The organism is Jannaschia rubra (assembly GCF_001403735.1).
In the GTDB taxonomy this organism is placed as follows: Bacteria; Pseudomonadota; Alphaproteobacteria; order Rhodobacterales; family Rhodobacteraceae; genus Jannaschia; species Jannaschia rubra.
The window spans coordinates 111,399-132,792 of the sequence record NZ_CXPG01000020.1; the positions used below are offsets into that span (position 1 = coordinate 111,399).

The window sequence follows — 21,394 nt, forward strand, 5'->3', positions numbered from 1 at the left end:
CGCGACGGGGCAGGGCATGCCCTGAGGCACCATGATACAGCTCTATCAATTCGCCCTGTCGCCGTTCTGCCGCAAGGTCCGGCTCGTCCTCGCCGAGAAGAAGCTCGAGGTGGAGCTGGTCGACGAGCGCTATTGGGAGGCGTCGTCGGAATTCCTGCGCCGCAACCCTGCCGGAAAGGTGCCCGTGCTGCGCATCGACGGGCTGACGCTCTCGGACAGCACCGCGATCTGCGAATACCTGGAGGAGACGCACCCCGAGCCGGCGCTGATGCCGCGCGAGGCCGGGCCGCGTGCCGAGGTGCGCCGGCTGGTCGCCTGGTTCGACGACAAGTTCCATCAGGAGGTGACGTCGAAGCTGGTCTACGAGCGGGTGAACAAGAAGCTGACGCGGGCGGGATACCCGGACGGCGCCAACGTCAAGAACGGCGTGAAGGCGATCAAGTTCCACCTCGACTACATGGGCTGGCTGCTCGACCGGAACCGCTGGCTCGCGGGGTCCGACCTGACCCTCGCCGATTTCGCGGCGGCGGCGCACCTGTCGTGTCTCGACTATTCGTCGGACGTGGACTGGAACCGCAACCAGGCGGTGCGCGACTGGTACGCAAAGATCAAGTCACGCCCGGCCTTCCGGTCGATCCTGGCCGATGTCGTGCCCGGCTTCCGGCCCGCGAAGCACTACGCGGACCTGGACTTTTGAGCCTTCGGGCGCGGCTGGAGGCGGAAGCGCGGGAGGCGGGGTTCGTGCGGATGGGCGTCTGCAGGCCCGACGCCATTCCCGACGCGCCCGGCCGTCTGCACCGGTTCCTCGATGACGGCAGTCACGGCCAGATGGCCTGGATGGACGAGCGTGTGGCCTGGCGCGGCGACCCGGCGAGCCTTTGGCCCGAGGCGCGGTCGGTCGTCATGCTTGCCCACTCCTATGCGCCCGACCATGACCCGCTCGACGACCTGACCCGGCCCGACCGGGGCGCGGTCAGCGTCTATGCCCAAGGGCGCGACTACCACGACATCGTCAAGAAGGCGCTGAAACGCCTGGCACGCTGGATGGTGGCCGAGGCGGGCTGCGAGGTGAAGGTCTTCGTGGACACGGCCCCGGTAATGGAAAAGCCGCTGGCGCAGGCGGCGGGGCTGGGCTGGCAGGGCAAGCACACCAACCTCCTGTCGCGCGACTTCGGCAACTGGGTGTTCCTGGGCGCGATCTTCACCACCGAGGTGCTGGAGCCGGATGCGGCCGAAGGCGAGCATTGCGGAAGCTGCACCAAGTGCCTCGACATCTGCCCCACCGATGCCTTTCCCGCGCCCTTCCGCCTCGATGCGCGGCGCTGCATCTCCTACCTGACCATCGAGCATCGCGGCCCGGTGGATGCGACGCTGCGCCCGGCGCTCGGCAACCGCATCTATGGCTGCGACGACTGCCTGGCCATCTGCCCCTGGAACAAGTTCGCGGTCGGCGCGTCCGACATGCGCTATCACGGGCCGCACCGCGCACCGCCGCTGGAGGAGCTGGCCAGGCTGGACGACGCGGCCTTCCGTGACAGGTTCAGCGGCAGCCCGATCAAGCGGATCGGACGCGACAGGATGGTGCGAAACGTGTGCTATGCGATCGGCAACTCGGGGCTGGCGCGATTGAAGCCGGTGGCGCAAGCGCTTTGCGACGATGCGGACGTGGCCGTGGCCGATGCGGCGCGCTGGGCGGTGGACCGGCTGTGAGCGTGCTTCTGTCCTTCGGCCATGGCTATTCGGCGCGGGCGCTGGCACCCCTGCTGCTGGCGCGGGGCTGGACGGTCATCGGCACGACACGGTCGGACGAGAAGGCCGCGGCCCTGCGCGCCGAAGGGGTCGAGCCGCTGATCTTCGGTGCGCCGCTCGCCGATGCATTGGGCCGCGCGTCGCATGTGCTGGTATCGGCCGGGCCGGACGGGGACGGCGACCCGGTGCTGCGCGAATACGGCGACCTGCTGGCCACGGGGCTGCGGACGAAGGAGTGGGTCGGATACCTTTCGACCACGGGGGTCTACGGCGACCACGGCGGCGGCTGGGTGGACGAGACGACCGCCCTGACCCCCTCCACCCGCCGCGGGCGCGCACGGGTCGCGGCCGAGGCCGCGTGGCAGGCACTGGACGCGCCGCTGCACATCTTCCGCCTGGCCGGCATCTACGGCCCCGGTCGCGGACCCTTCGCCAAGGTGCGCGAGGGAACGGCGCGGCGCATCGTCAAGCCGGGCCAGGTGTTCAGCCGCATCCATGTGGACGACATCGCGCAGGTCCTGCTGGCGAGCATCGACCGCCCCGATCCGGGCACCATCTACAACGTCTGCGACGACGACCCTGCACCGCCGCAGGACGTCATCGGCCATGCCGCGCATCTGCTTGGCCTGCCCCTTCCGCCCGAGGTGCCGTTCGACGCCGCCGACATGTCGCCCATGGCACGCAGTTTCTACGCCGAGTCGAAGCGTGTGCAGAACGATCGGATCAAGAACGACCTGGGTGTCCGGCTGCGCCATCCCGACTATCGCGCGGGGCTCGCGGACCTGTTGCGGCGCGGACGCGACGACGACACGGCGTGATGCAACCTGTTCCTTTCTTGCGGCAATTGCGGTAGGCTGGGATCGGACAGTGCAACATCAAGAGTGCAGGCAGACATGACCAATCATACACGCCGGGGCGTTCTCGCCCTCGGTGCAGGCGCGACCGCCCTCCTTGCAGGCTGTGGGGGCAAATTCATGACCTATAAGGGACCGGACGTCACCCGCGTCGTCATCCAGAAGACGGAGCGGCGGATGTTCCTGTTCAACGGGAACACGGTGCTCAAGGCCCATGAGGTGCAGTTGGGCTTCACCGCCGCAGGCCACAAGCAGTTCGAAGGGGACGGCAAGACTCCCGAAGGCCGCTACCACATCGATCGCCGCAATCCCGATTCCCAGTTCTTCCTGTCGGTGGGCATCGACTATCCCAACGACCGCGACCGTGCGTATGCCGCCCAGATGGGCCGCAAGCCGGGCGGCGACATCTTCATCCATGGCTGGGGCGACAAGAAACGGGTCCGCAGGCAGGATTGGACGGCCGGCTGCGTGGCCATCACCAACCGCGAGATGCGCCACGTCTACGCGATGGTCCGAAACGGCACGCCGGTGGACATCTACGCCTGACGAACCGGAACGCGGAACGCCGGACGGAAGAACGGGGCCGCATGGCCCCGTGATCCGTCCGGCGCAGGCAACGGGTCAGGTGCCGACGTCGAGCGCGTACCAGATCTTGCCGTTGGGTTCCTGGAAGTACCCGAACCCCATCCGCCGCGCATTCGGGTCGAGCAGGACACGCCGCGGGCCGGGTTCCTCCAGCCAGGCGGCGACGGTTTCGAGTTCGGTCTCGTAGGTCTCCGAGATCGTCTCGCCCAGGAGACGGCCGTCGAAGCCCACGCGGCGGGCCCGGTCGATAGGCGACGACCCGTCGGAGCCGAAGTGCCATGGGCGGTTCTGCAGCGACATGTCCCGCGCATGGGTCTCGGCCGCCGCCGACAGCTTCGAATCCAGTGCGAGCGGCGCGACCCCGGCCCCCTGCCGCAGTGCGTTCACGGCGTCGAGCGCACGGAACGGAAGCTGACGCCCCTCCGCGCTGGAGATGCGATAGAGCTTCGGCAGCGGCTTCCCGTCCGGCCCGATCGCGGGCGGCGGCGGCGTACAGGCCGCCAGCGCGGTCGAGGCGAGCATCGTCAATGCAGTGCGGCGGTTCATCGGCATCCCCAGATCCTTCGTCTTTCAAGGGCGGAGTATATCGGAGCGGGGCCGGACGCAAATATCCCGTCGCAGACGGTTTCGGCGAAACTTTGCGTGCCGGAGCGTGTTTGATTTACGTAATGACATGATAGCTCATGCTCGATTGCCACGTCCCAATGATCCGGCCCGATGATTCCCGGGCCCCCGACAGGAGTATTTCGGATGCCACTTCTCGCCCGCCGCGCATTCCTTGCCGCCGGCACCGCGGCCGTCTCGTCGCTCGCCCTGCCCGCCGTCGCCCGTGCCCTGCCGGACACCGTCCAGGTCGAGGGGGAGCTTTCGTCGACCACCAAGCGCAACACCGCCAGCTTCCATGCGCAGGACTGGCAGAACCATTTCAAGTCGCTCAGGAACGGCGCCATCCTGGTCGATATCGACAGCCGCGCCCTTCACATGTGGGAAGAATCCGGCGCTCACCACATCTATCCGTCGTCCGTTCCACAGTCGGAGGAAATGACGCGCAAGGGCCGCACCCGCGTGGTGCAGAAGGTCGTGGGTCCGACCTGGCGGCCGACGCCCAACATGCGCCGCCGCAATCCGGAATGGCCCGCCGTCGTGGGCCCCGGCCCCGACAATCCGCTGGGGACGCATGCGCTCTACCTGTCGTGGACCTATTACCGGATCCACGGAACGCACGACAATCGCAAGATCGGGCGGCGGTCGTCGTCGGGGTGCATCGGCCTCTACAATCAGCATATCGCCGAGGTCTTCGCGATGACCAAGGTTGGTACGCAGGTGTTGCTTATTTGACGAAAGGGCGGCGAAAGCGTTGCCCCGGCGCCGCGCTGCGCGTTGCATAGGCCTGGCGCTGCTGCTTAACGAAAGGGCACGAGGTACAGTCTTGGGTGCCATATGATGTGGCAACTGTCGCCTCATCGATGGCGTATCTTGGAGGATACTGACTTATGAAGAAACTCGCTCTCGCCGCCGTCCTTTCGGCCACCGCCACCACCGCCTTCGCCGGCAACATCGCCCCGGCTCCGGTCGAGCCCGTCGTGATCGTGGAGGACACCTCGTCCTCCTCGACCGGCATCGTCGTTCCGATCCTGGCGATCATCCTGCTGGCCGCCGTGGCTGCTTCGGACTGATCCACGGACCAGACGGTTTTTCGGGCCTCCGGCCCGACGGAACGGGCGTCTTCTTCGAAGGCGCCCTTTTTGCATGCCGTCGAGGTGAGGAAAAAAAGAGACCCCCGAACCCGCGAAGGGGAACAGGGGTCAGTTGCACCCGCCGGACATTGGACAGCGGGCGCAGGCGGTAACCGTGATGATGGGATCAGTTCGCCATTTCGTCGCGAATCTGCTGGCGCAGGGTGTCGATCGGAACCGATTTCCCCTCGCGCTTGAAGTGCCAGTAGGTCCAGCCGTTGCAACTGGGCGCGCCTTCGTAGGCGGCACCGACCTGATGGATCGACCCTTTGATGCCGTCGCCCGTCAGGCTGCCGTCGGCGCGGATCTTGGCGCGGTGGCGGCCGTTGCCCGACTGAAGCTCCTCGCCCGGACGCAGCATGCCGCGCTCGACGAGCTGGCCGAAGGGCACCCGCGGCTCGGCGCGCTTCGAAGTCGTCGTCTCCAGCGCGGCGGCGGGCAGGGTGCGGATGCGGGCGATGCGTTCGGCGGCGAGCTGGCGGTATTCCTCCTCGCGCTCGATCCCGATGAAGTGCCGGCCGAGCATGGTGGCCACCGCCCCCGTCGTGCCCGTGCCGAAAAAGGGATCGAGCACCACGTCGCCCGGGTTCGTCGTGGCGACCAGCAGACGGTGCAGCAGCGCCTCGGGCTTCTGCGTCGGATGGGCCTTCTCGCCCCGTGCGTTCTTGAGCCTCTCGTGCCCGGTGCAGATCGGGAAGGTCCAGTCGGAGCGCATCTGCACCCCTTCGTTCAGGGCCTTCATCGCCTCGTAGTTGAAGGTGTATCTCGACGTCTCGGACTTCGACGCCCAGATCATCGTCTCATGCGCATTGGTCAGCCGCTTGCCGCGGAAGTTGGGCATCGGGTTCGTCTTGCGCCAGACCACGTCGTTGAGCAGCCAGAACCCCTGGTCCTGAAGCGCCGTGCCGACGCGGAAGATGTTGTGATAGCTGCCGATCACCCAGATCGCGCCGTCGGGCTTCAGCACCCGGCGTGCGGCTTCCAGCCACCGCCGGGTGAAGGCATCATAGGCCTTCAGGCTCTCGAACTGGTCCCAATGGTCGTCGACGGCATCGACCTTGCTGTTGTCGGGCCGGTGCAGGTCGCCCCGGAGCTGCAGGTTGTAGGGCGGGTCCGCGAAGATCAGGTCCACGGAGTTTTCGGGCAGCGCGTTCATCGCCGCCACGCAGTCGCCCGACATGATCGTGTCGAGCGGAAGCACGCGGGCTTCCGGGTCAGGTCTTGCCATTGTCTGTCGCCTCGAAATGGCGCCCTCATTTGCCGGGGTCGCCTTTTGTGAGGTGAGGATGGCGGGAACCCCATCGGACGTCCACCGGCCGACTGGGGCGGAATTAAGGCATCAGGGTCGGCACAACATGTTGCGGATCGGACGGAAGGATCGCCGGTGATGTTGTGTCACGCCCTGTCGTTCCAAGGCGTCGCGGTGTGACCTGACGCCATAGCCGACGTTCGTCTCCCAGCCGTAGCCCGGATATTGTTGCGCGAGGGCAACCATGCCTTGATCCCGCCGTGTTTTCGCCAGAACCGATGCCGCCGCGATCGACAATGACAGGCCGTCGCCCCCCACAATCAGGGTTCGTGGACAATCGACCCAGGGCGGGCAATCGTTTCCGTCGATCAGAAGGTGATCGGGCAGCAGTCGCAGGCCCGCGACGGCCCGCTGCATCGCCAGATGCGTGGCTCGCCGGATATTGAGCGCGTCGATCTCGGCGACGCTGGCCTCGCCGAAGGCGAACTCGCAGCAGGCCCGCAGAAGGGGGGCCATGGCCGCACGGCGTTTCGGCGACATCTTCTTGCTGTCGGTCAGGCCCTCGGGGGCCGGGCCGGTCAGCCGGGCCGCGCAGGCGACGACGGGGCCGGCCCAGGGCCCGCGGCCCACTTCGTCCAGGCCGAAGATGCGCGCAGCGCCGGCATTGCGGGCGGCGGTTTCGTGGAAAAGATCCGGGGGCAGGGCCGTCATGGCGCGACCCTGCCCCCCTCCCGGCGGGGCGTCAATGCGGTGGCATCAACGCTGTGCTGCGGTGCGGGAGGTCCAGCCCTCGCTGCGAAGGCAGCGCGGGGAATAGACGTTGCGGGACCCCTGGTCCGTGGCCAGGGGGACAAGACATTGCGGCGGCAGGAGGCCGGGGCGGGCGACGGCGTTCTGCATGCAGCGCGCGCCATAGCCCGCGACGATGCCCTGATCCGTGCGATAGGTCACATGGCAGCGCTCCGGCAGGGCCAGCGCGTCGGGCATCTGTGGCGACCGGGACGGCCGGGGCGACCGCGCGGGCGACAGCGCAGCCGCCGGAGGCCGGGCGCGGGCGACGGCGGCGCGGTCGTTGTCGCGCTCGCGGTTCCGGTCGATGGCCTCCTTGAGGAGATAGATCGCGGCGAGGCCGCCGATGATCTTGACCACGTCGCGCTTGTCGGCATGGGCCGGACCCGTGGCGAGGGGCATGCAGAGCGCCAGCGCCAGGAACGCGGCGAGGATGGGACGGAACATCGAACTTCTCCTTTCCGGGTGGACCCCCATGTGTGGCCCCGGGTGTTGCACGGTCAATCGGGCCGGACGCCCCGGACGGTCAATGACGGTGGCCTGTCATGCGATAGCAACCGATCGGTCATTGCCTGGATCGGCGGCATCGCGCATCAAGATGCCATGGCCCGCCTCATCCCCCTTGTCCTCCTCGTCATGCTCGCCGCGCCCGCGCAGGCGGCCTGCTACGCCGACTACAAGGCCAAGCAGGACGACCCGTTGCGGCTGCACTATGGAGTGATTGAGGTGCCGGACGCCGCATGTACGCTCGACGGGGCCGCGGCGGAATTGCGCGCGCGGCTGGACGACGGCTGGCAGTTGTTGCAGGTCATGGGGGTCTTCGGTCCCGAAGGCCTCGACGACAGGAGAGCCAGTGCCGGCGACTACTTCCTCCGTTACTGAGACGCGCGCCGCGTCGACCCGCGTGGTGGGTCTGGGCATCGCGGCCATCGTCCTGATCCTGCTCGCGGCGGCCGTCTTCCTGTTCGCCACGCTGCCCAATGCCAACGCCTTCAACGCACGGGTCGAGCGGCTGTTCGTGGAAAGCGACCTGACCACCCGTGCCGAGATCGGCCTTCTGGAAGTGCTGGCCCAGTCGGGCACCGCCTTCAGCGACGTGCTGGCCAGCTACCGCGTCATCATCTTCGTGCTTCTGGTCTTCGCCACCGCGCTTCTCATCGCCTGCGTGGTGCTGCTTCTGGCCATTGTCACACTCAACCGCCGCATGGGCGAGATCGAGCGGTCGGGCATCCAGGTCACGTCGCTGATCCTCGCCCGGGCCGAGAACGCGGTGATGCTCAACGACATCGAACTCAAGCTCACGGACGCCGCGATGGAGACGCTGGCCGTTCTGGCCGAAGCGCGGCTCGACGGCGAGATGCTGACCGGCGCGCAGATCGAATCGGTCATCACGGGCAAGCCCGAACCCGACTGCGACGAGGCCGCGGGCGCCACCCGGATCAAGCGTCTGCGCGACGCGCTGGGCAATCAGATCGTGACCCATCTGCTGATCCGCAACATCACGCGACAGGGCTATGTGCTCGCGCTCGACCCCAAGGTCATCCGCATGATGTAGGGTGGGGCGGACGTCCCCGGACTGGACTTGGCGGTCCGGTTCGTCATCAATGCGTTACATGCGCGGTGCAGAACGCCGCCACGGACGACAGGGCGGGGCGAGGGGCCGCGCCCGCAACGGGAGGAAAGAACCGATGACCAGAACCGAACTGATGGGCGCCGCGGCGCTGGCCGCCCTGGCGCTCGCCGCGGGCCCCGCGATGGCGCAGGATTGCGAACGCGGGGCGCTCGATGCGCGCTACTGCGACGCCGACGGCGACCTGCTGGCCGATACGCCCGACGACGAGGCGGAGCTGCTCGACCCCGAAACCCTGATCTTCGCCTATACCCCGGTCGAGGATCCGGCCGTCTATGCAACCGCCTGGTCCGACTTCCTCGACTACCTGTCCGAGAAGACCGGCAAGGAGGTCGTGTTCTTCCCCGTCCAGAACAACGCCGCCCAGATCGAGGCGATGCGGTCGGGCCGGCTGCACATCGCGGGCTTCAACACCGGGTCGAACCCGCTTGCGGTCAACTGCGCGGGGTTCAAGCCCTTCACGATCATGGCTTCCGAGGACGGCAGCTTCGGCTACGAGATGGAGATCATCACCCACCCCGACTCGGGCATCTCCGACGTCGAGGGCATCCGCGGCAACAAGATGGCCTTTACCGCCGAGACGTCGAACTCGGGCTTCAAGGCGCCATCGGCCATCCTGAAGGCCGATTTCGACATGGTCTCGGGCGAGGATTACGAGCCGGTCTTCTCGGGCAAGCACGACAACTCGGTGCTCGGCGTGGCGAACGGCGACTATCCGGCCGCGGCGGTCGCCAATTCGGTCATGCAGCGCATGATCGAGCGGGACGTCGTGCCGTCCGACCGGATCGTCAGCCTCTATACCTCGCAGACCTTCCCGACCACGGGCTACGGCACCGTCTACAACCTGACGCCCGAGCTGCAGGAAAGCATCCGCGACGCCTTCTTCAGCTTCGAGTGGGACGGCACCTCCCTTCAGGAGGAGTTCGAGAAGAACGGCGAGGCGCAGTTCATCCCCATCGACTACAAGGGATACTGGGACGTCATCCGCAAGATCGACGCGGCCAACGACGTCAGCTATTCCTGCCAGTAGACAACACCGGAAAATGCGCGCGGCGGCCCCGATCGGGGGTGCGCCGCGCGCGACCATTGCAGGACTGGGGACGACATGCTGCGGCTCGACAAGCTGACGAAGACCTACAAGACCGGGGATCAGGCGCTCAAGGCCGTCGAGCTGGAGATCCCGCAGGGGCAGGTCGTGGCGCTGATCGGGCCGTCGGGCGCGGGCAAGTCCACGCTGATCCGCTGCATCAACCGATTGGTCGAGCCCACGTCGGGCAAGGTCTGGCTGGGCGATACCGAACTGACGGAACTCGGCGCCGGCGCGCTGCGCCGCGAACGCCGCCGCATGGGCATGATCTTCCAGGAATACGCGCTGGTCGAACGGCTGACGGTGATGGAGAACGTGCTGTCGGGGCGGCTGGGCTATGTCGGCTTCTGGCGCAGCCTCACGCGGCGCTTCCCGCAGAAGGACGTGGATGAGGCGTTCCGCCTGCTCGACCGGGTGGGCCTCGTCCACATGGCCGACAAGCGGGCGGATGAGCTGTCGGGCGGCCAGCGGCAGCGGGTCGGCATCTGCCGCGCGCTGATCCAGGACCCCGCGCTTCTGCTGGTGGACGAGCCCACCGCCTCGCTCGACCCCAAGACCAGCCGCCAGATCATGCGCCTCATCTGCGAGCTCTGCGCCGAGCGGGGCCTCGCCGCGATCATCAACATCCACGACGTCGCGCTCGCCCAGATGTTCGTGGCCCGCGTCATCGGCCTGCGCGCGGGCGCGGTCGAATTCGACGGGCCGCCCGATGCGCTGACCCCCGATGTCCTGACCACGATCTACGGCGAGGAGGACTGGGTGGCCACCATCGACAAGGTCGAGGACGAGGAGGACACCCTGGACCCGGAGGCCGTCGCATGACCGCCGCCGATACCGAGATCGACAGCCTTCTGGGGCGCAAATGGCGCAAGCCCCCGATGATCCGGCGCAGGTGGCTGCGCTGGGCCATCGGACTCGGGTTCGTGGCCTACCTGATCGCGGCCTTCGCCACCATCGAGGTCAACTGGTCGCGCGTCTACGAAGGCCTCGACCGGGGGGGTGCCTTCGTGATGGCCTTCACCTCGCCCGACTTCACGTCACGCGGGTCGGACATCTGGGCGGGGATGCTGGAAAGCGTGGTGATGACCGTCGCGGCCTCGGTCGTGGGCATCCTGATCTCGATCCCCATCGCGCTCGGCGCCGCACGCAACATCGCGCCCCTGCCGGTCTACATGATCTGTCGCGGCATCATCGCCGTCAGCCGCGCCCTGCAGGAGATCATCGTGGCGATCCTGCTGGTGGCGATCTTCGGCTTCGGCCCTCTGGCGGGGTTCCTGACGCTGTCGTTCGCGACCATCGGCTTTTTGTCGAAGCTGCTGGCCGAGGACATCGAATCCATGAGCCGTGCCCAGGGCGAGGCGGTGCGCGCCACCGGGTCGCGCTGGGCGCAGTGGATCAACTACGGCGTGCAGCCGCAGGTGATGCCGCGCCTGATCGGCCTGTCGATCTACCGCGTGGACATCAACTTCCGCGAAAGCGCCATCCTGGGGCTGGTGGGCGCGGGCGGCATCGGCGCCACGCTCAATACCGCCTTCGATCGCTACGAATACGACACGGCTGCGGCGATCCTGATCATCATCATCGCCGTGGTCATGGCGCTGGAATACATCTCGGGCATCGTCCGGGCGAGGGTGCAGTAGATGCCGGTTATCGAGACACCCGAGGGTCCCATCTGGCGCCGTCGGACGCGCGGACAGGCGATGGCACGCTGGTTCGGCTGGCTGCTGGGGCTGGCGGCCTTCCTGTGGTGCTGGTCGCGCATCTCCGAGGCGACGACGTGGTTCTTCGTGCGCGACGCGCCCCGCATCGCGGGCGACATCCTGGGCCGCGCCCTGCCGCCGCGCTGGTCCTATATCGACAACCTCTGGTGGCCGATCTGGGACACGCTGAATATCGCCACGCTGGGCACGATCATCGCGCTGATCCTGGCGGTTCCCGTGGCCTTCCTTGCCGCCCGCAACACCACGCCCTCGGCGTTGATCGTGCGGCCCATCGCCCTTCTGATCATCGTGTCGACGCGGTCGATCAACTCGCTGATCTGGGCGCTTCTGCTCATCGCGATCATCGGGCCGGGCGTCTTCGCGGGCGTCATCGCCATCGCCATCCGGTCGATCGGTTTCTGCGCCAAGCTCCTCTACGAGGCGATCGAGGAGATCAGTGCCACGCAGGTCGAGGCGATCACCGCCACCGGCGCCTCGCGGTGGCAGGTGATGGCCTACGGCATCGTGCCGCAGATCGCCCCCGCCTTCGCGGGCATCGCGGTGTTCCGCTGGGACATCAACATCCGCGAATCGACCGTGCTGGGGCTTGTGGGGGCGGGGGGCATCGGGTTGCAGCTTCAGGCCTCGCTCAACACGCTGGCCTGGCCGCAGGTGTCGCTGATCCTGCTCGTGATCCTGTTCGCCGTCGTCCTCTCGGAATGGGTCTCGGCCAAGGTGCGCGCCGCCATCATCTGAAGGCGCGCTTCCGCTGCAATTCGGGGTTGCAGCCTCCGCACCTTCCGGAGGCGCCCGCGCCCCCTATGTAGGATAGGACAATCCGAGCATTGGGGGACGGGCGATGGATATCCGGACGGACCTTGCACTGCCTTTCGGTCGTGTCCACGCGGGGCTGGTCGAGTCGCTTGTCGACGACGGTGGCCTGCGGCTCCTGCGCGCGACGCGCGGCACGATCCTGACGCATGAGGGCGATGCCGCGGATCATGCGCTGCTTCTGGTGGACGGTTGGCTGGCCCTGTCCAAGACCCTGGCGACGGGCGACAGGCAGATAATCGACGTGATGCTGCCCGGCGATTTCGCCATGGTGGGCACGCGGCTCGTCGCCGTCGCCGCCTGCTCGGTCGAGGCGCTGAGCGACATCGAATACGCCGTGATCCGACCCGCCCAGGCGAACGGGCCCGGCGACTCCCGCGCCCGCCTGCGCGAGGCGATGGCCGCGTCGATCCTGGTCATCCAGGCCCGCACGTCGGAGCTTCTGCTGCGTCTGGGCCGAAGCAGCGCGGCAAGCCGGATCGCCTATGCCCTGCTGGAGCTGCACATGCGTCTCGAGGCCCTGGGTCGCACCCGTGGCGCGACGTTCGACTTTCCGATGACGCAGGAGAAGCTGGGCGAATTCACCGGCCTGACGAACGTGCATGTCTGCCGGACGCTGCGGCGGTTCGAGCGCGCTGGCCTCATCGCGCATCCCGACGCCCATTCGATCGCGCTCACCGACATGACCGCGCTTTGCGACATCGCGGATATCGACCTCGAGATGCTTCGCACCCAGATTCTGCTCAGCCGCGTCTGACCAGGCCCGTCCTTCCGCGATCCTCCACGATCTCGCCCAGGGCCTGGCCCGCGAGCTCCTCGCTCGCGTCCCGCGCGATGTCGCCCAGCGACAGGATCCCGCAGACCCGCCCCTCCGCGTCGCAGACCACCAGCCTGCGGACCTGCGCGTCGCCCATGATGCGGGCGGCGGCGACGATGTCGTCGTCGGGCCCGCAGGTCAGCACGCCCCGCGTCATCACCGCGCGCACCGGCAGGTCGTTGTCGTGGCGAAGGTCGGGCAGCATCCGCATCATGAGGTCGCGGTCGGTCACGACGCCGAGCGGCCTTCCCCCGGTGCAGACCGGCAGAAGACCCACGCCGCGATCCTTCATCAGCGCCGCCGCCGCCCGGACAGACGTCCGGGGTCCGACGGTCGAGACGTCGGCCTGCATGATCTTCCCCACACGCATCGCATCCTCCTCGTCTCAGGGATCCGGGCGCCGTGGGCGACGCTTGAGCGCCTCGAACCCCACGATCACGTCGAGAAGCTCGGTCGTGATCTCGGACTGGCGCACGGTGCGCGTCTCGGCGCGCAGATCCTCCAGCCGTTCATCGACCGACCGCTCGGCCTGCTGCATGCGGGCAAGCCGCGCGGCGTTCTCGGTCACCAGCGCCTCGGCCGCCGCGCGAAACAACGTGGCGAACAGAAGGTTGCGGATCAGCGCCGCCAGAAGGTCGGGCGCGGGCATCGAAAAGTCCGGCAGGCTGGGGGAGGGGCGGGGCCGCCGCGCCAGACCGGCCAGCAGCCCCGCATCGACCGGCAACAGGACCTGCGACACCGGCGCCTGCCGGCCGTGTTCGCCCCGCTGGGTATAGACCAGCGTGACGGCGATCCCGTCAGGCAGGGTACGGCCGCGCAGCTCCTCGATCCGCAGGACCAGGTCGCCCGCGAGCCGGTTCAGCCCGTCGGCATTGGCGGGCGGCAGCAGGGTCGCGTCAGGCACCAGGCCTTCGCCCCGCAGCGCATCCTCCATCTGCGCGCCGACGCAGAGCACGGCCGGCTCGCCGTCCGCATGACGCGCCGCTTCGGCCGCGACGAGTTCGTTGTAGTTGCCGCAAAGCCCATGGTCGGACCCCATGACGATCAGCACCCGCCGGGTGCGACGGGGCACCTCCTGCGCCAGCGGGCCGTTGCGGTGAAGGAAGGCCTGCAGCCCGTCCAGCACCGTCTCCCGCCAGTCGTCGATGGCCCGCGCCGCCTGCTCGTAGGGGGCCGCGTTGATCGCGGACATCGTCTTCATCGTCCGCACGATGCTTCGGATGCCCTGCATCGTCTCGGTCCGCTGCGTCAGGCGTTCAAGCGTCTGTGCCATGGCCAGCCTCCGCCAGCGCCTGTCGGGCCAGATCCAGGATGCGGCCGCGATCCTCCGGGGCGAGCGGCCGACCCGAGGCGATCAGGTCGCGCGTCGCGTCGCCGGCGCCGCGCACCGCCGTCCGGATCGCCTCCATCGCGGCCATGGCGGCTCCCTCGTCCAGACCGTCGAGCAGCCCCTCCATCGCCGCCAGCAGGACGGCCAGCTGTTCGTCCGCGGGCATGGGCGCGCGCTCGGGCTGGCGCAGGGCCGCGCGGACGGCGGCACCCCGGCTCAGCCGCTTGCGGGTTCCCTCGTCGAGCCGCGTGCCGAAGCGCGCGAACTCCTCCAGCTCCTCGAACTGCGACAGGGTCACGCGCAGGTTGCCCGCCACGTCGCGGAAGGCACGGGCCTGCGCCTTGCCGCCCACCCGGCTGACCGAAACGCCCAGATCGACCGCGGGAAACTGGTTGCGGCGCACCAGGCGGGGCGAGAGGTAGATCTGCCCGTCGGTGATCGAGATGAGGTTGGTGGGGATGTAGGCCGACAGGTTCTCGGCCTGCGTCTCGACCACGGGCAGCGCGGTGATCGACCCGCCGCCCGCGCCGGGGCCGAACTGCCCCGCCCGCTCCAGAAGCCGCGCGTGGACATAGAAGATGTCGCCGGGAAAGGCCTCGCGCCCCGGCGGGCGGCGCAGCAGCAGCGACAGCTCCCGGTAGGAATGGGCGTGATGCGTCAGGTCGTCGAACACGATCAGCACGTCGCGCGCGCCCGCCGCCAGCGCCTCGGCCATGGCCATGGCGGCATAGGGCGCGACCCAGGACAGGCCGGGCGCCTCCTCGTCGCCCGCCGTCACCACGATGGTGCCCTCCGCCATGCCCCCGTCGCGGATGGCGCCCACGGCCTTGGCCACCGCATCGCCGCGCTGGCCGATGGCGCAATAGACACAGAGGACGCCCGTGTCCTTCTGGTTCAGGATGGTATCGATGGCGATGGAGGTCTTGCCGGTCTGGCGGTCGCCGATGATGAGCTCCCGCTGCCCCTTGCCCACGGGGACCGCCGCATCCACCGCCTTGAGGCCGGTGGCCAGCGGCCGCGCCACCGGCGCGCGGTCGAGGATGCCGGGCGCTTCCGTCTCGATGGGGCGCAGGGGCAGGTCGGCGGGCGCGTCCCCACCGTCGCGCGGCCGGCCGAGCGCGTCGACCACCCGGCCCAGAAGTGCCGCGCCCACCGGCACGCTCACCACCCGGCCCGTCCGTCGCACGTCCGCGCCGGGCACGACCGACGCTGTCGGCCCCAGAAGGACGACGCCCAGCCGGTCGGGCTCCAGGTCGAAGACGATGCCCGAGAGGCCACTGCCGAAATCGAGCATCTCGTCGGTCAGCGCGCGGGCCAGCCCCGCCACGATGGCGATGCCGTCGCCCACCTCGACCACATGGCCGACCTCGCTCAGCTCCGGCTCGGGCGGGGGAGCGGACAGCAGGGCGTCGAGCAGGTCGAGGGCGTGTCCGTCATGCGGCATCGGCGGCCCCTCCTCTCCCGTCGAGCATCCGCTCCAATCCGTCGAGATAGCCCTCCACCGTCCATCCGAGCTGTGCGCCGCCCAGCCGCAGGATCAGGCCGGGCGACTGCGCGGGATCGGTGCGGAATGTGATGGCGACATCCGGAAGGGCGTCGGACAGCCGGGTTTCGACGTCGCGCCGCACGTCCGCGGGCAGGTCCTCGCGGGTCGTGACCACGGCCTCCCGGCTGTCGCCGGCCGCCGAGGCCAGATCGCCCGTCCGGTCGATCACCCGGGGCAGGGCACGCGCCACGATCCGCGCCTCCAGCGATTGATCGGCCAGGTCGGCCAGCGCCTTGCGGGTCAGCGCGACGATGGCTTCGGCGCCCCTGCGTTGCAGGTCGGCCGTGTGGCGCCGCACCTCCTCCGCGCGCTCTGCGTCGCGCGCCTCCCGCTCACGGGCCAGGCGCGCGCGCGTCTCGGAGAGCAGCGCGTCGCGCTCGGCCTCCGCCTCCGCGCGCACCTCGGCCATGACGCCCTCGCGCCCTTCGCGCAGGCGGGCGATCTCCGCCATATGCCTCGCCTCCGACGCCTTGGCCGCTTCGCGGATGCGCGCGGCCTCGCCCATGCGATCGGCGATGGCCCGTTCGCGCGCGTCGATCCCGTCGAGGATCGGTCGATAGAGGAACCGCTTCAGCAGCCAGACCAGCACCAGGAAGTTGACGATCTGGGCGGCCACGGTGATCCAGTCGATGGACATGGCTCAGCCGCCCGCCGCCTGCGCCGCCGCATCCAGCGCCGCATCCCAGAACGGATTGGCGAAGATCAGGATCATGGCGACGACGAAGCAGTAGATCGCGGTGGATTCGATCATGGCGAGGCTGACGAACAGCGTCCGCGACAGGGTCGAGGCGGCGTCCGGCTGCTGCGCGATGGCGCCGAGCGCGCTCGACGCGGCGCGCCCTTCGCCCAGGGCCGGCCCGATGGCCCCGATGGCGACGGTCAGCCCGGCGGTGAAGATCGAGATGGCGGCGATGATGGCGAGATCGGTCATGGGGTCTCCTTCGAAGCGTCGGGCGGGGGCACGGCCGTCGCCGACGAGATGTAGACGGTGGCCAGGATGGCGAAGATGTAGGCCTGGATCGCGCCGGTCAGCAGGCCGAGCATGTCCATCACCACGGGAAAGAAGAAGGGCGCAACGCCCAGCAGGATCGCGGCGATGACCGCCCCGCTCATGACGTTGCCGTAGAGGCGGATGGCGAGCGAGACGCCGCGCGACACTTCCCCGATCAGGTTGAAGGGCAGCATGATGATGTTGGGCTCGGCGTAGCTGCGAAGATAGCCGCCCAGGCCCCGGCTGCCGATCCCGAACAGCGGCACGGCCGCCAGCACGGCGAGCGCCAGCCCCACCGTCGTGGACAGCGACGCCGTGGGCGCGCGCCACCCCGGCACGATGGCCAGCACGTTGGATGTCAGGATGAACAGGAACAGCGTCCCCGCGAAATACAGAAGCCGCCGGTCGGGCCGGGCGCTGATCTCGTCGATCTGGGACTGGATGGTCAGGACCGTTGCCTCCAGCACGGTACGCCAGCGGTCGGGCGGCACGTCGGCGCGCAGGTTCCGGGTGATGAAGGCCGCGGCCGCCGTCAGCAGCGCCATGACGACCCAGGTGAAGACGATGGTGGCGTTCACGCCGAACCCGAGGACGGTGAAGACGATGGTGTCGTCGGGCGTCAGTTCCATGGCTTCGCCTCCCCGCCGGTGCCGGCGCGCACCGTCGCCAGCAGGGCGACGCGCAGGACCATGAACGCCAGCGCGAAGCCCGCCAGCGCGACGGCGCCGTGTCCCGCGACCCACCAGCCGAAGGTCAGAAGCAGCGCGATGCGAATGGCGGCACTGGGCAGCAGGACGGCCAGGGGCCGACGGCGCCGCAGCGCCATCCGCACCCCGAGCGCCAGCCCCCCGAAAAAGGCCGCGGCAGCCGCCGCCCCGGCCAGGGCCCCCATCGCGAACAGGGTCCAGTCGATCCCGCCCGTCATCCCCGCCCCTCCCTGTCGATCCAGGCCCAGGCGATCAGCGCGCCGACGACGAGGCCGCCGAGGATCATGGCGATGGTCCATTGAAAAGCCTGCGGCCAGGTCCGGTCGAGCCAGAGCCCCAGGAACGCGCCGCCCACCGTCGGCACCGCGACCGACCAGCCGATGACGCCGAAGGCGCCGATGCCGCGCAGGGGGCTGGGGCCGGGATCGTCGCGCGCCGCCTGCTTGCGGGTCGCGTCGCGGCCGATGCGGTCGGCGTGCCTGTCGCGTCTGCCTTTCATGGCTGCCCCCTCAGGCCCGCGAAGCGGCGGACCATGTCCGCCTCCAGCCGAGACAGGGCGGCGCGGGCGACGCGCTCCTCGTCCTCCACGGCGTCGAAGAAGGCGTCCACCGTGGCCTGCAGGCTCCGCAGGTCGGCCCCCTCGACGCCCCGGCGCACTGCGATGCGGACGCGGTCGCCGGTCTTGACCAGCACGCCCTCGTCCATGCCGAAAACCCGCTCGGTCCCGCCGGGCTGCGTCAGCGTCAGGACCGATGGCACCAGCGCCGTCACCCAGTCGATGTGGTTGGGCAGCAGGCCGAAGCCTCCGTCCTCGGCCACGGCGCCCAGCCGCGTGGCCGGCCCGTCGAACAGGACGGTGCCGGGCAGGCCGATGCGGACGTCCATTTCGGTGAAGGCGGTCATGCGGCCTCCTCCGTCCAGGGCAAGGCGCCGATCATGTAGTAGTCGCTTTCCGGGCGCGGAAACGTCGTCTGGCCCAGGATCGCCTCGCATCCCGCCAGCGTGGCCTCCAGCGGAACCAGCTTGCCGCCCTCCCCCGTGGCCGCGGTGACGGTGGCGAAGGGCTGGGTCAGGAACCGCTCCAGCCGCCGGGCGCGGGCCACGACGGCGCGGTCGTGGGCCGACAACTCCTCGATGCCCAGCATGGCGATGATGTCGCGCAGGTCCTCGTATTCGGCCAGGGTCCGGCGCACCGCGCGGGCGATGTCGTAATGGCGCTGGCCGACCACGTTGGGCGTCAGCATGACCGAAGACGACGCCAGCGGATCGACCGCCGGATAGAGCCCCTCGCTCGCCCGCTTGCGCGACAGCACGACCGAGGCCGACAGATGCGAGAAGATATGCGCCGCCGCCGGGTCGGTGAAATCGTCGGCGGGCACATAGACCGCCTGGATCGAGGTGATCGCCCCCTTGCGGGTCGAGGCGATGCGTTCCTGCAAGGTGGCGAGTTCCGTGGCCAGCGTCGGCTGGTAGCCCACGCGGCTGGGCATCCGCCCCATCAGCCCCGACACTTCGGACCCCGCCTGCACATAGCGGAAGATGTTGTCGATCAGCAGCAGCACGTCCTGTTCGCGGTCGTCGCGGAACCATTCGGCCATGGTCAGCGCCGACTTGCCCACCAGGAACCTCACGCCGGGGCTTTCGTTCATCTGGCCGAACAGCATGACCATCCGGTCGCGCACGCCGGCTTCGCCCATCTCGCGCCACAGCTCCTCCGCCTCGCGCGACCGCTCGCCGATGCCGCAGAACAGGCTGACGCCGTGGTGGTGTTCCACGGTGTTGTGGATCAGTTCGCTCAGCAGGACGGTCTTGCCCACGCCCGCGCCGCCGAACAGGCCGGTCTTGCCGCCGCGTTCGATGGGCGCCAGCAGGTCGATGGCCTTGATGCCCGTCTCCAGCACCTTGGCGCGCAGGACGCGGTCGGAAAGCGGCGGAGGCGCGCGGTGGATCGAGCGATGGTCCGCCGCATCCGGGGGCGGTCCGCCATCGAGCGGTGTGCCGAAGACGTCGAGCATCCGGCCCAGAACCGCCTCGCCCACGGGCACGGCAACAGGGCCGCCGGTGTTGCGGACCGGCGTGCCGAGGCCCAGCCCGTGAACGGGGGCCAGCGCGATGCAGCGCGCGGCCCCGCCGTCGACGAAGGACATGACCTGAAGCGGCACCTCCCCCGCCATCAGCAGATCGTCGATGCGCGGGCCTTCGCCCGGGAAGGCCGCGTCGACGATCCCGCCGCGCACCGCGACCACCCGCCCGTCCGCGCGGGGCGGCGCGTCGGGGGCCGGGGTGCGCGCCGCGTCAGGCATGGACGTCCTCTCTGCCCGACCGGCGCAGGCGGAAGGCCAGGCCGACGAACAATACGCCGAAGAGGACGGCGTAGAAGCCGATGAGCCAGATCACCGACAGGATGCCCGCCTGCGGCACAGCGACCAGAAGGACCCCGAACAGGATGGACAGCGCGCCGCCCGCGATCAGCAGCCATTCGCCGCGGATTTCCTTTCGCAGGCGGAAGGCGGTGATGATCCGCAGCGCGCCGCCGACGATGGCCCAGGCCGCAATGAACATCAGCAGGACCAGCGCAGTGATGCCCGGCATGACGAAGGTCAGCACGCCCACGATGATGCCCAGCACCCCCTCGATCGCCCAGAGCCACCAGTAGTCCAGCTGCTTGCGGCCCCGGATCGCGTAGAAAAGCCCGAAGGCGCCGTCCACCAGCACATAGGCCCCGAACATGATGACAAGGACGGCAAGCGTCAGGCCGGGCCAGACGAAGGCTGCGATCCCGAACAGGATCGCCGCGATGCCGCGCACGAGGAACAGCCACCAGTCGCGGCGCAGGTCTTCGATCAGTTCATCCATCTTTCGTCTCCTTGGAATGGGTCTGTGCCGTCTGTGCGATCCGCGTTCCCGCGCGGCCTTCGAGAATCTCGGCCGCCTCGTCCAGCCGACCGATGCCGCCCATCCCGCCGCGCGTGGCGAATTCCGCCGCGGCCGCGACCTTGGGGCCCATGGACCCGTCGGGCAGGTCGAGTTCCATCGCCTCCTCCGGGGTGATGTCGCCGATGGCACGCTGACGGTCGGTGCCGAAATCGCGCATCACCGCCGGCACGTCGGTCAGCAGAAGCAGGGCATCGGCCCCCAGTTCGCGCGCGAGCAAGGCACTGGCCGCGTCCTTGTCGATCACCGCCTCGATCCCGGTCAGGCTGCCATCCTCAAGCCTCAGCACCGGGATGCCGCCCCCGCCCGAGCAGATCACCACGACGCCCTGATCGAGGAGCAGCCGCAGCACGCCCAGGTCGGGGATCTCCTGTGGGATGGGCGAGGGGACGACGCGCCGCCACTTGTCGCCGTCCTGCGCGATGGACCATCCCGCCGCCTCGGCCCGGGCATGGGCCTCGTCACGGTCGTAGACGGGGCCGATGAACTTGGTGGGCCTGGCGAAGGCCGGGTCCTTGGCATCCACCAGAATCTGCGTCAGCAGCGTCGCCACCGGCCGGTCGTGGTCGAGCGCGTTTTCCAGCTCCTGCTCGATGATGTAGCCGATCATCCCCACGGTCTGCGACCCAAGTACGTCGAGGGGATAGGCCTCGTCCGGCTTGTAGGCCGCGCCCTGCAACGCCAGCAGGCCGATCTGCGGGCCGTTGCCGTGGGTGACGACCAGACGGTGCCCGGCGCGCACGATAGCGGCCAGCGATTGGGCAGCGCGGCGGGCATTGGCGCGCTGGTTCTCGGCTGTCAGGGGCTGGCCGCGCTGCAGAAGCGCGTTCCCGCCAAGGGCTGCGACGACGAGCATGGT

Annotated in this window: 29 protein-coding genes; 13 read left to right on the top strand and 16 right to left on the bottom strand. The window is 69.0% G+C overall.

What is annotated here, in order from left to right:
• The first annotated feature begins 31 nt into the window (after nucleotides 1-31).
• The 4 genes from fzlA to JAN5088_RS10185 all read left to right on the top strand — a co-directional run bounded on the left by fzlA (nucleotide 32) and on the right by JAN5088_RS10185 (nucleotide 3,149).
• Nucleotides 32-697: an FtsZ-binding protein FzlA gene (gene fzlA, locus JAN5088_RS10170; RefSeq protein ID WP_055682707.1), complete on the top strand. Its 666-nt coding sequence runs from the start codon at nucleotides 32-34 to the stop codon at nucleotides 695-697.
• A complete protein-coding gene (gene queG / locus JAN5088_RS10175) occupies nucleotides 694-1,710 on the top strand; it encodes a tRNA epoxyqueuosine(34) reductase QueG (protein WP_055682708.1) in 1,017 nt (338 codons plus the stop codon). Before fzlA ends, queG begins: the two co-directional genes overlap by 4 nt.
• Nucleotides 1,707-2,567, top strand: a complete 861-nt coding sequence (locus JAN5088_RS10180) for an SDR family oxidoreductase (protein WP_055682709.1) — start codon at nucleotides 1,707-1,709, stop codon at nucleotides 2,565-2,567. Before queG ends, JAN5088_RS10180 begins: the two co-directional genes overlap by 4 nt.
• Nucleotides 2,568-2,723: 156 nt before the next feature.
• The gene (locus JAN5088_RS10185) at nucleotides 2,724-3,149 is read left to right on the top strand and encodes a L,D-transpeptidase family protein (protein WP_233489757.1); all 426 of its coding nucleotides are present in this window, start codon (nucleotides 2,724-2,726) and stop codon (nucleotides 3,147-3,149) included.
• A gap of 75 nt (nucleotides 3,150-3,224) precedes the next feature.
• Here the strand turns inward: JAN5088_RS10185 and dalA are convergent, their stop codons facing one another.
• Nucleotides 3,225-3,734 (bottom strand): divisome-associated lipoprotein DalA, encoded by a 510-nt coding sequence (gene dalA / locus JAN5088_RS10190; RefSeq protein WP_055683315.1) that lies wholly within the window; start codon nucleotides 3,732-3,734, stop codon nucleotides 3,225-3,227.
• 204 nt (nucleotides 3,735-3,938) lie between these two features.
• On the opposite strand from dalA, the gene JAN5088_RS10195 reads away from it, so the two are divergent.
• Nucleotides 3,939-4,526: a L,D-transpeptidase gene (locus JAN5088_RS10195; RefSeq protein ID WP_143114631.1), complete on the top strand. Its 588-nt coding sequence runs from the start codon at nucleotides 3,939-3,941 to the stop codon at nucleotides 4,524-4,526.
• 155 nt (nucleotides 4,527-4,681) lie between these two features.
• Nucleotides 4,682-4,864, top strand: coding sequence for a hypothetical protein (locus tag JAN5088_RS10200; RefSeq protein ID WP_055682712.1), 183 nt, complete (start codon nucleotides 4,682-4,684; stop codon nucleotides 4,862-4,864).
• Between the two features lie 187 nt (nucleotides 4,865-5,051).
• Here the strand turns inward: JAN5088_RS10200 and JAN5088_RS10205 are convergent, their stop codons facing one another.
• From JAN5088_RS10205 to JAN5088_RS10215, 3 genes are all read right to left on the bottom strand, one after another.
• Nucleotides 5,052-6,152, bottom strand: coding sequence for a site-specific DNA-methyltransferase (locus JAN5088_RS10205; protein WP_055682713.1), 1,101 nt, complete (start codon nucleotides 6,150-6,152; stop codon nucleotides 5,052-5,054).
• Nucleotides 6,153-6,263: 111 nt separating this feature from the next.
• Complete coding sequence (gene rnhB, locus JAN5088_RS10210; protein ID WP_055682714.1) at nucleotides 6,264-6,884, bottom strand: ribonuclease HII; 621 nt, start codon at nucleotides 6,882-6,884, stop codon at nucleotides 6,264-6,266.
• A gap of 45 nt (nucleotides 6,885-6,929) precedes the next feature.
• Nucleotides 6,930-7,409 (bottom strand): hypothetical protein, encoded by a 480-nt coding sequence (locus JAN5088_RS10215; protein ID WP_055682715.1) that lies wholly within the window; start codon nucleotides 7,407-7,409, stop codon nucleotides 6,930-6,932.
• A 156-nt stretch (nucleotides 7,410-7,565) separates the two neighbouring features.
• On the opposite strand from JAN5088_RS10215, the gene JAN5088_RS10220 reads away from it, so the two are divergent.
• The 7 genes from JAN5088_RS10220 (at nucleotide 7,566) to JAN5088_RS10250 (ending at nucleotide 12,967) form a co-directional block, all read left to right on the top strand.
• Nucleotides 7,566-7,844, top strand: coding sequence for a hypothetical protein (locus JAN5088_RS10220; protein ID WP_055682716.1), 279 nt, complete (start codon nucleotides 7,566-7,568; stop codon nucleotides 7,842-7,844).
• Nucleotides 7,816-8,517, top strand: a complete 702-nt coding sequence (locus JAN5088_RS10225) for a winged helix-turn-helix domain-containing protein (RefSeq protein ID WP_055682717.1) — start codon at nucleotides 7,816-7,818, stop codon at nucleotides 8,515-8,517. The genes JAN5088_RS10220 and JAN5088_RS10225 overlap by 29 nt, the downstream gene beginning before the upstream one ends.
• Before the next feature lie 133 nt (nucleotides 8,518-8,650).
• Entirely contained in the window at nucleotides 8,651-9,622 is a 972-nt protein-coding gene (phnD, locus tag JAN5088_RS10230; RefSeq protein ID WP_055682718.1) for a phosphate/phosphite/phosphonate ABC transporter substrate-binding protein, read from the top strand.
• A gap of 75 nt (nucleotides 9,623-9,697) precedes the next feature.
• Nucleotides 9,698-10,501, top strand: coding sequence for a phosphonate ABC transporter ATP-binding protein (gene phnC / locus JAN5088_RS10235; RefSeq protein ID WP_055682719.1), 804 nt, complete (start codon nucleotides 9,698-9,700; stop codon nucleotides 10,499-10,501).
• The gene (gene phnE / locus JAN5088_RS10240; RefSeq protein WP_055682720.1) at nucleotides 10,498-11,319 is read left to right on the top strand and encodes a phosphonate ABC transporter, permease protein PhnE; all 822 of its coding nucleotides are present in this window, start codon (nucleotides 10,498-10,500) and stop codon (nucleotides 11,317-11,319) included. Before phnC ends, phnE (JAN5088_RS10240) begins: the two co-directional genes overlap by 4 nt.
• Nucleotides 11,320-12,135 carry a phosphonate ABC transporter, permease protein PhnE gene (phnE, locus tag JAN5088_RS10245; protein WP_055682721.1) on the top strand — a complete coding sequence of 272 codons (816 nt, stop codon included), beginning with the start codon at nucleotides 11,320-11,322 and terminating at the stop codon, nucleotides 12,133-12,135.
• A 103-nt stretch (nucleotides 12,136-12,238) separates the two neighbouring features.
• Complete coding sequence (locus JAN5088_RS10250) at nucleotides 12,239-12,967, top strand: Crp/Fnr family transcriptional regulator (protein ID WP_055682722.1); 729 nt, start codon at nucleotides 12,239-12,241, stop codon at nucleotides 12,965-12,967.
• Here the strand turns inward: JAN5088_RS10250 and JAN5088_RS10255 are convergent.
• The 12 genes from JAN5088_RS10255 to arcC are packed head-to-tail and all read right to left on the bottom strand — an operon-like array spanning nucleotide 12,954 to nucleotide 21,391.
• Nucleotides 12,954-13,397 carry a CBS domain-containing protein gene (locus JAN5088_RS10255; protein WP_055682723.1) on the bottom strand — a complete coding sequence of 148 codons (444 nt, stop codon included), beginning with the start codon at nucleotides 13,395-13,397 and terminating at the stop codon, nucleotides 12,954-12,956. The two genes, JAN5088_RS10250 and JAN5088_RS10255, sit on opposite strands and share 14 nt — an antisense overlap.
• 15 nt (nucleotides 13,398-13,412) lie before the next feature.
• Nucleotides 13,413-14,300: a F0F1 ATP synthase subunit gamma gene (locus JAN5088_RS10260; protein ID WP_055682724.1), complete on the bottom strand. Its 888-nt coding sequence runs from the start codon at nucleotides 14,298-14,300 to the stop codon at nucleotides 13,413-13,415.
• Nucleotides 14,284-15,801: a F0F1 ATP synthase subunit alpha gene (locus JAN5088_RS10265; protein WP_055682725.1), complete on the bottom strand. Its 1,518-nt coding sequence runs from the start codon at nucleotides 15,799-15,801 to the stop codon at nucleotides 14,284-14,286. The genes JAN5088_RS10260 and JAN5088_RS10265 overlap by 17 nt, the downstream gene beginning before the upstream one ends.
• A complete protein-coding gene (locus JAN5088_RS10270; protein WP_055682726.1) occupies nucleotides 15,791-16,540 on the bottom strand; it encodes a F0F1 ATP synthase subunit delta in 750 nt (249 codons plus the stop codon). The genes JAN5088_RS10265 and JAN5088_RS10270 overlap by 11 nt, the downstream gene beginning before the upstream one ends.
• Before the next feature lie 3 nt (nucleotides 16,541-16,543).
• Nucleotides 16,544-16,834 (bottom strand): F0F1 ATP synthase subunit C, encoded by a 291-nt coding sequence (locus JAN5088_RS10275; RefSeq protein ID WP_055682727.1) that lies wholly within the window; start codon nucleotides 16,832-16,834, stop codon nucleotides 16,544-16,546.
• Nucleotides 16,831-17,523, bottom strand: coding sequence for a F0F1 ATP synthase subunit A (locus tag JAN5088_RS10280; protein ID WP_055682728.1), 693 nt, complete (start codon nucleotides 17,521-17,523; stop codon nucleotides 16,831-16,833). The genes JAN5088_RS10275 and JAN5088_RS10280 overlap by 4 nt, the downstream gene beginning before the upstream one ends.
• Nucleotides 17,514-17,819 (bottom strand): hypothetical protein, encoded by a 306-nt coding sequence (locus JAN5088_RS10285; RefSeq protein WP_055682729.1) that lies wholly within the window; start codon nucleotides 17,817-17,819, stop codon nucleotides 17,514-17,516. Before JAN5088_RS10285 ends, JAN5088_RS10280 begins: the two co-directional genes overlap by 10 nt.
• Nucleotides 17,816-18,100, bottom strand: coding sequence for an AtpZ/AtpI family protein (locus tag JAN5088_RS10290; protein WP_055682730.1), 285 nt, complete (start codon nucleotides 18,098-18,100; stop codon nucleotides 17,816-17,818). Before JAN5088_RS10290 ends, JAN5088_RS10285 begins: the two co-directional genes overlap by 4 nt.
• Entirely contained in the window at nucleotides 18,097-18,504 is a 408-nt protein-coding gene (locus JAN5088_RS10295) for an ATPase (protein WP_055682731.1), read from the bottom strand. The genes JAN5088_RS10290 and JAN5088_RS10295 overlap by 4 nt, the downstream gene beginning before the upstream one ends.
• Nucleotides 18,501-19,904, bottom strand: a complete 1,404-nt coding sequence (gene atpD / locus JAN5088_RS10300) for a F0F1 ATP synthase subunit beta (RefSeq protein ID WP_055682732.1) — start codon at nucleotides 19,902-19,904, stop codon at nucleotides 18,501-18,503. Before atpD ends, JAN5088_RS10295 begins: the two co-directional genes overlap by 4 nt.
• Nucleotides 19,897-20,457, bottom strand: a complete 561-nt coding sequence (locus tag JAN5088_RS10305; RefSeq protein WP_055682733.1) for an HdeD family acid-resistance protein — start codon at nucleotides 20,455-20,457, stop codon at nucleotides 19,897-19,899. The genes atpD and JAN5088_RS10305 overlap by 8 nt, the downstream gene beginning before the upstream one ends.
• Nucleotides 20,450-21,391 carry a carbamate kinase gene (gene arcC / locus JAN5088_RS10310; protein WP_055682734.1) on the bottom strand — a complete coding sequence of 314 codons (942 nt, stop codon included), beginning with the start codon at nucleotides 21,389-21,391 and terminating at the stop codon, nucleotides 20,450-20,452. Before arcC ends, JAN5088_RS10305 begins: the two co-directional genes overlap by 8 nt.
• Nucleotides 21,392-21,394: the final 3 nt, after the last annotated feature.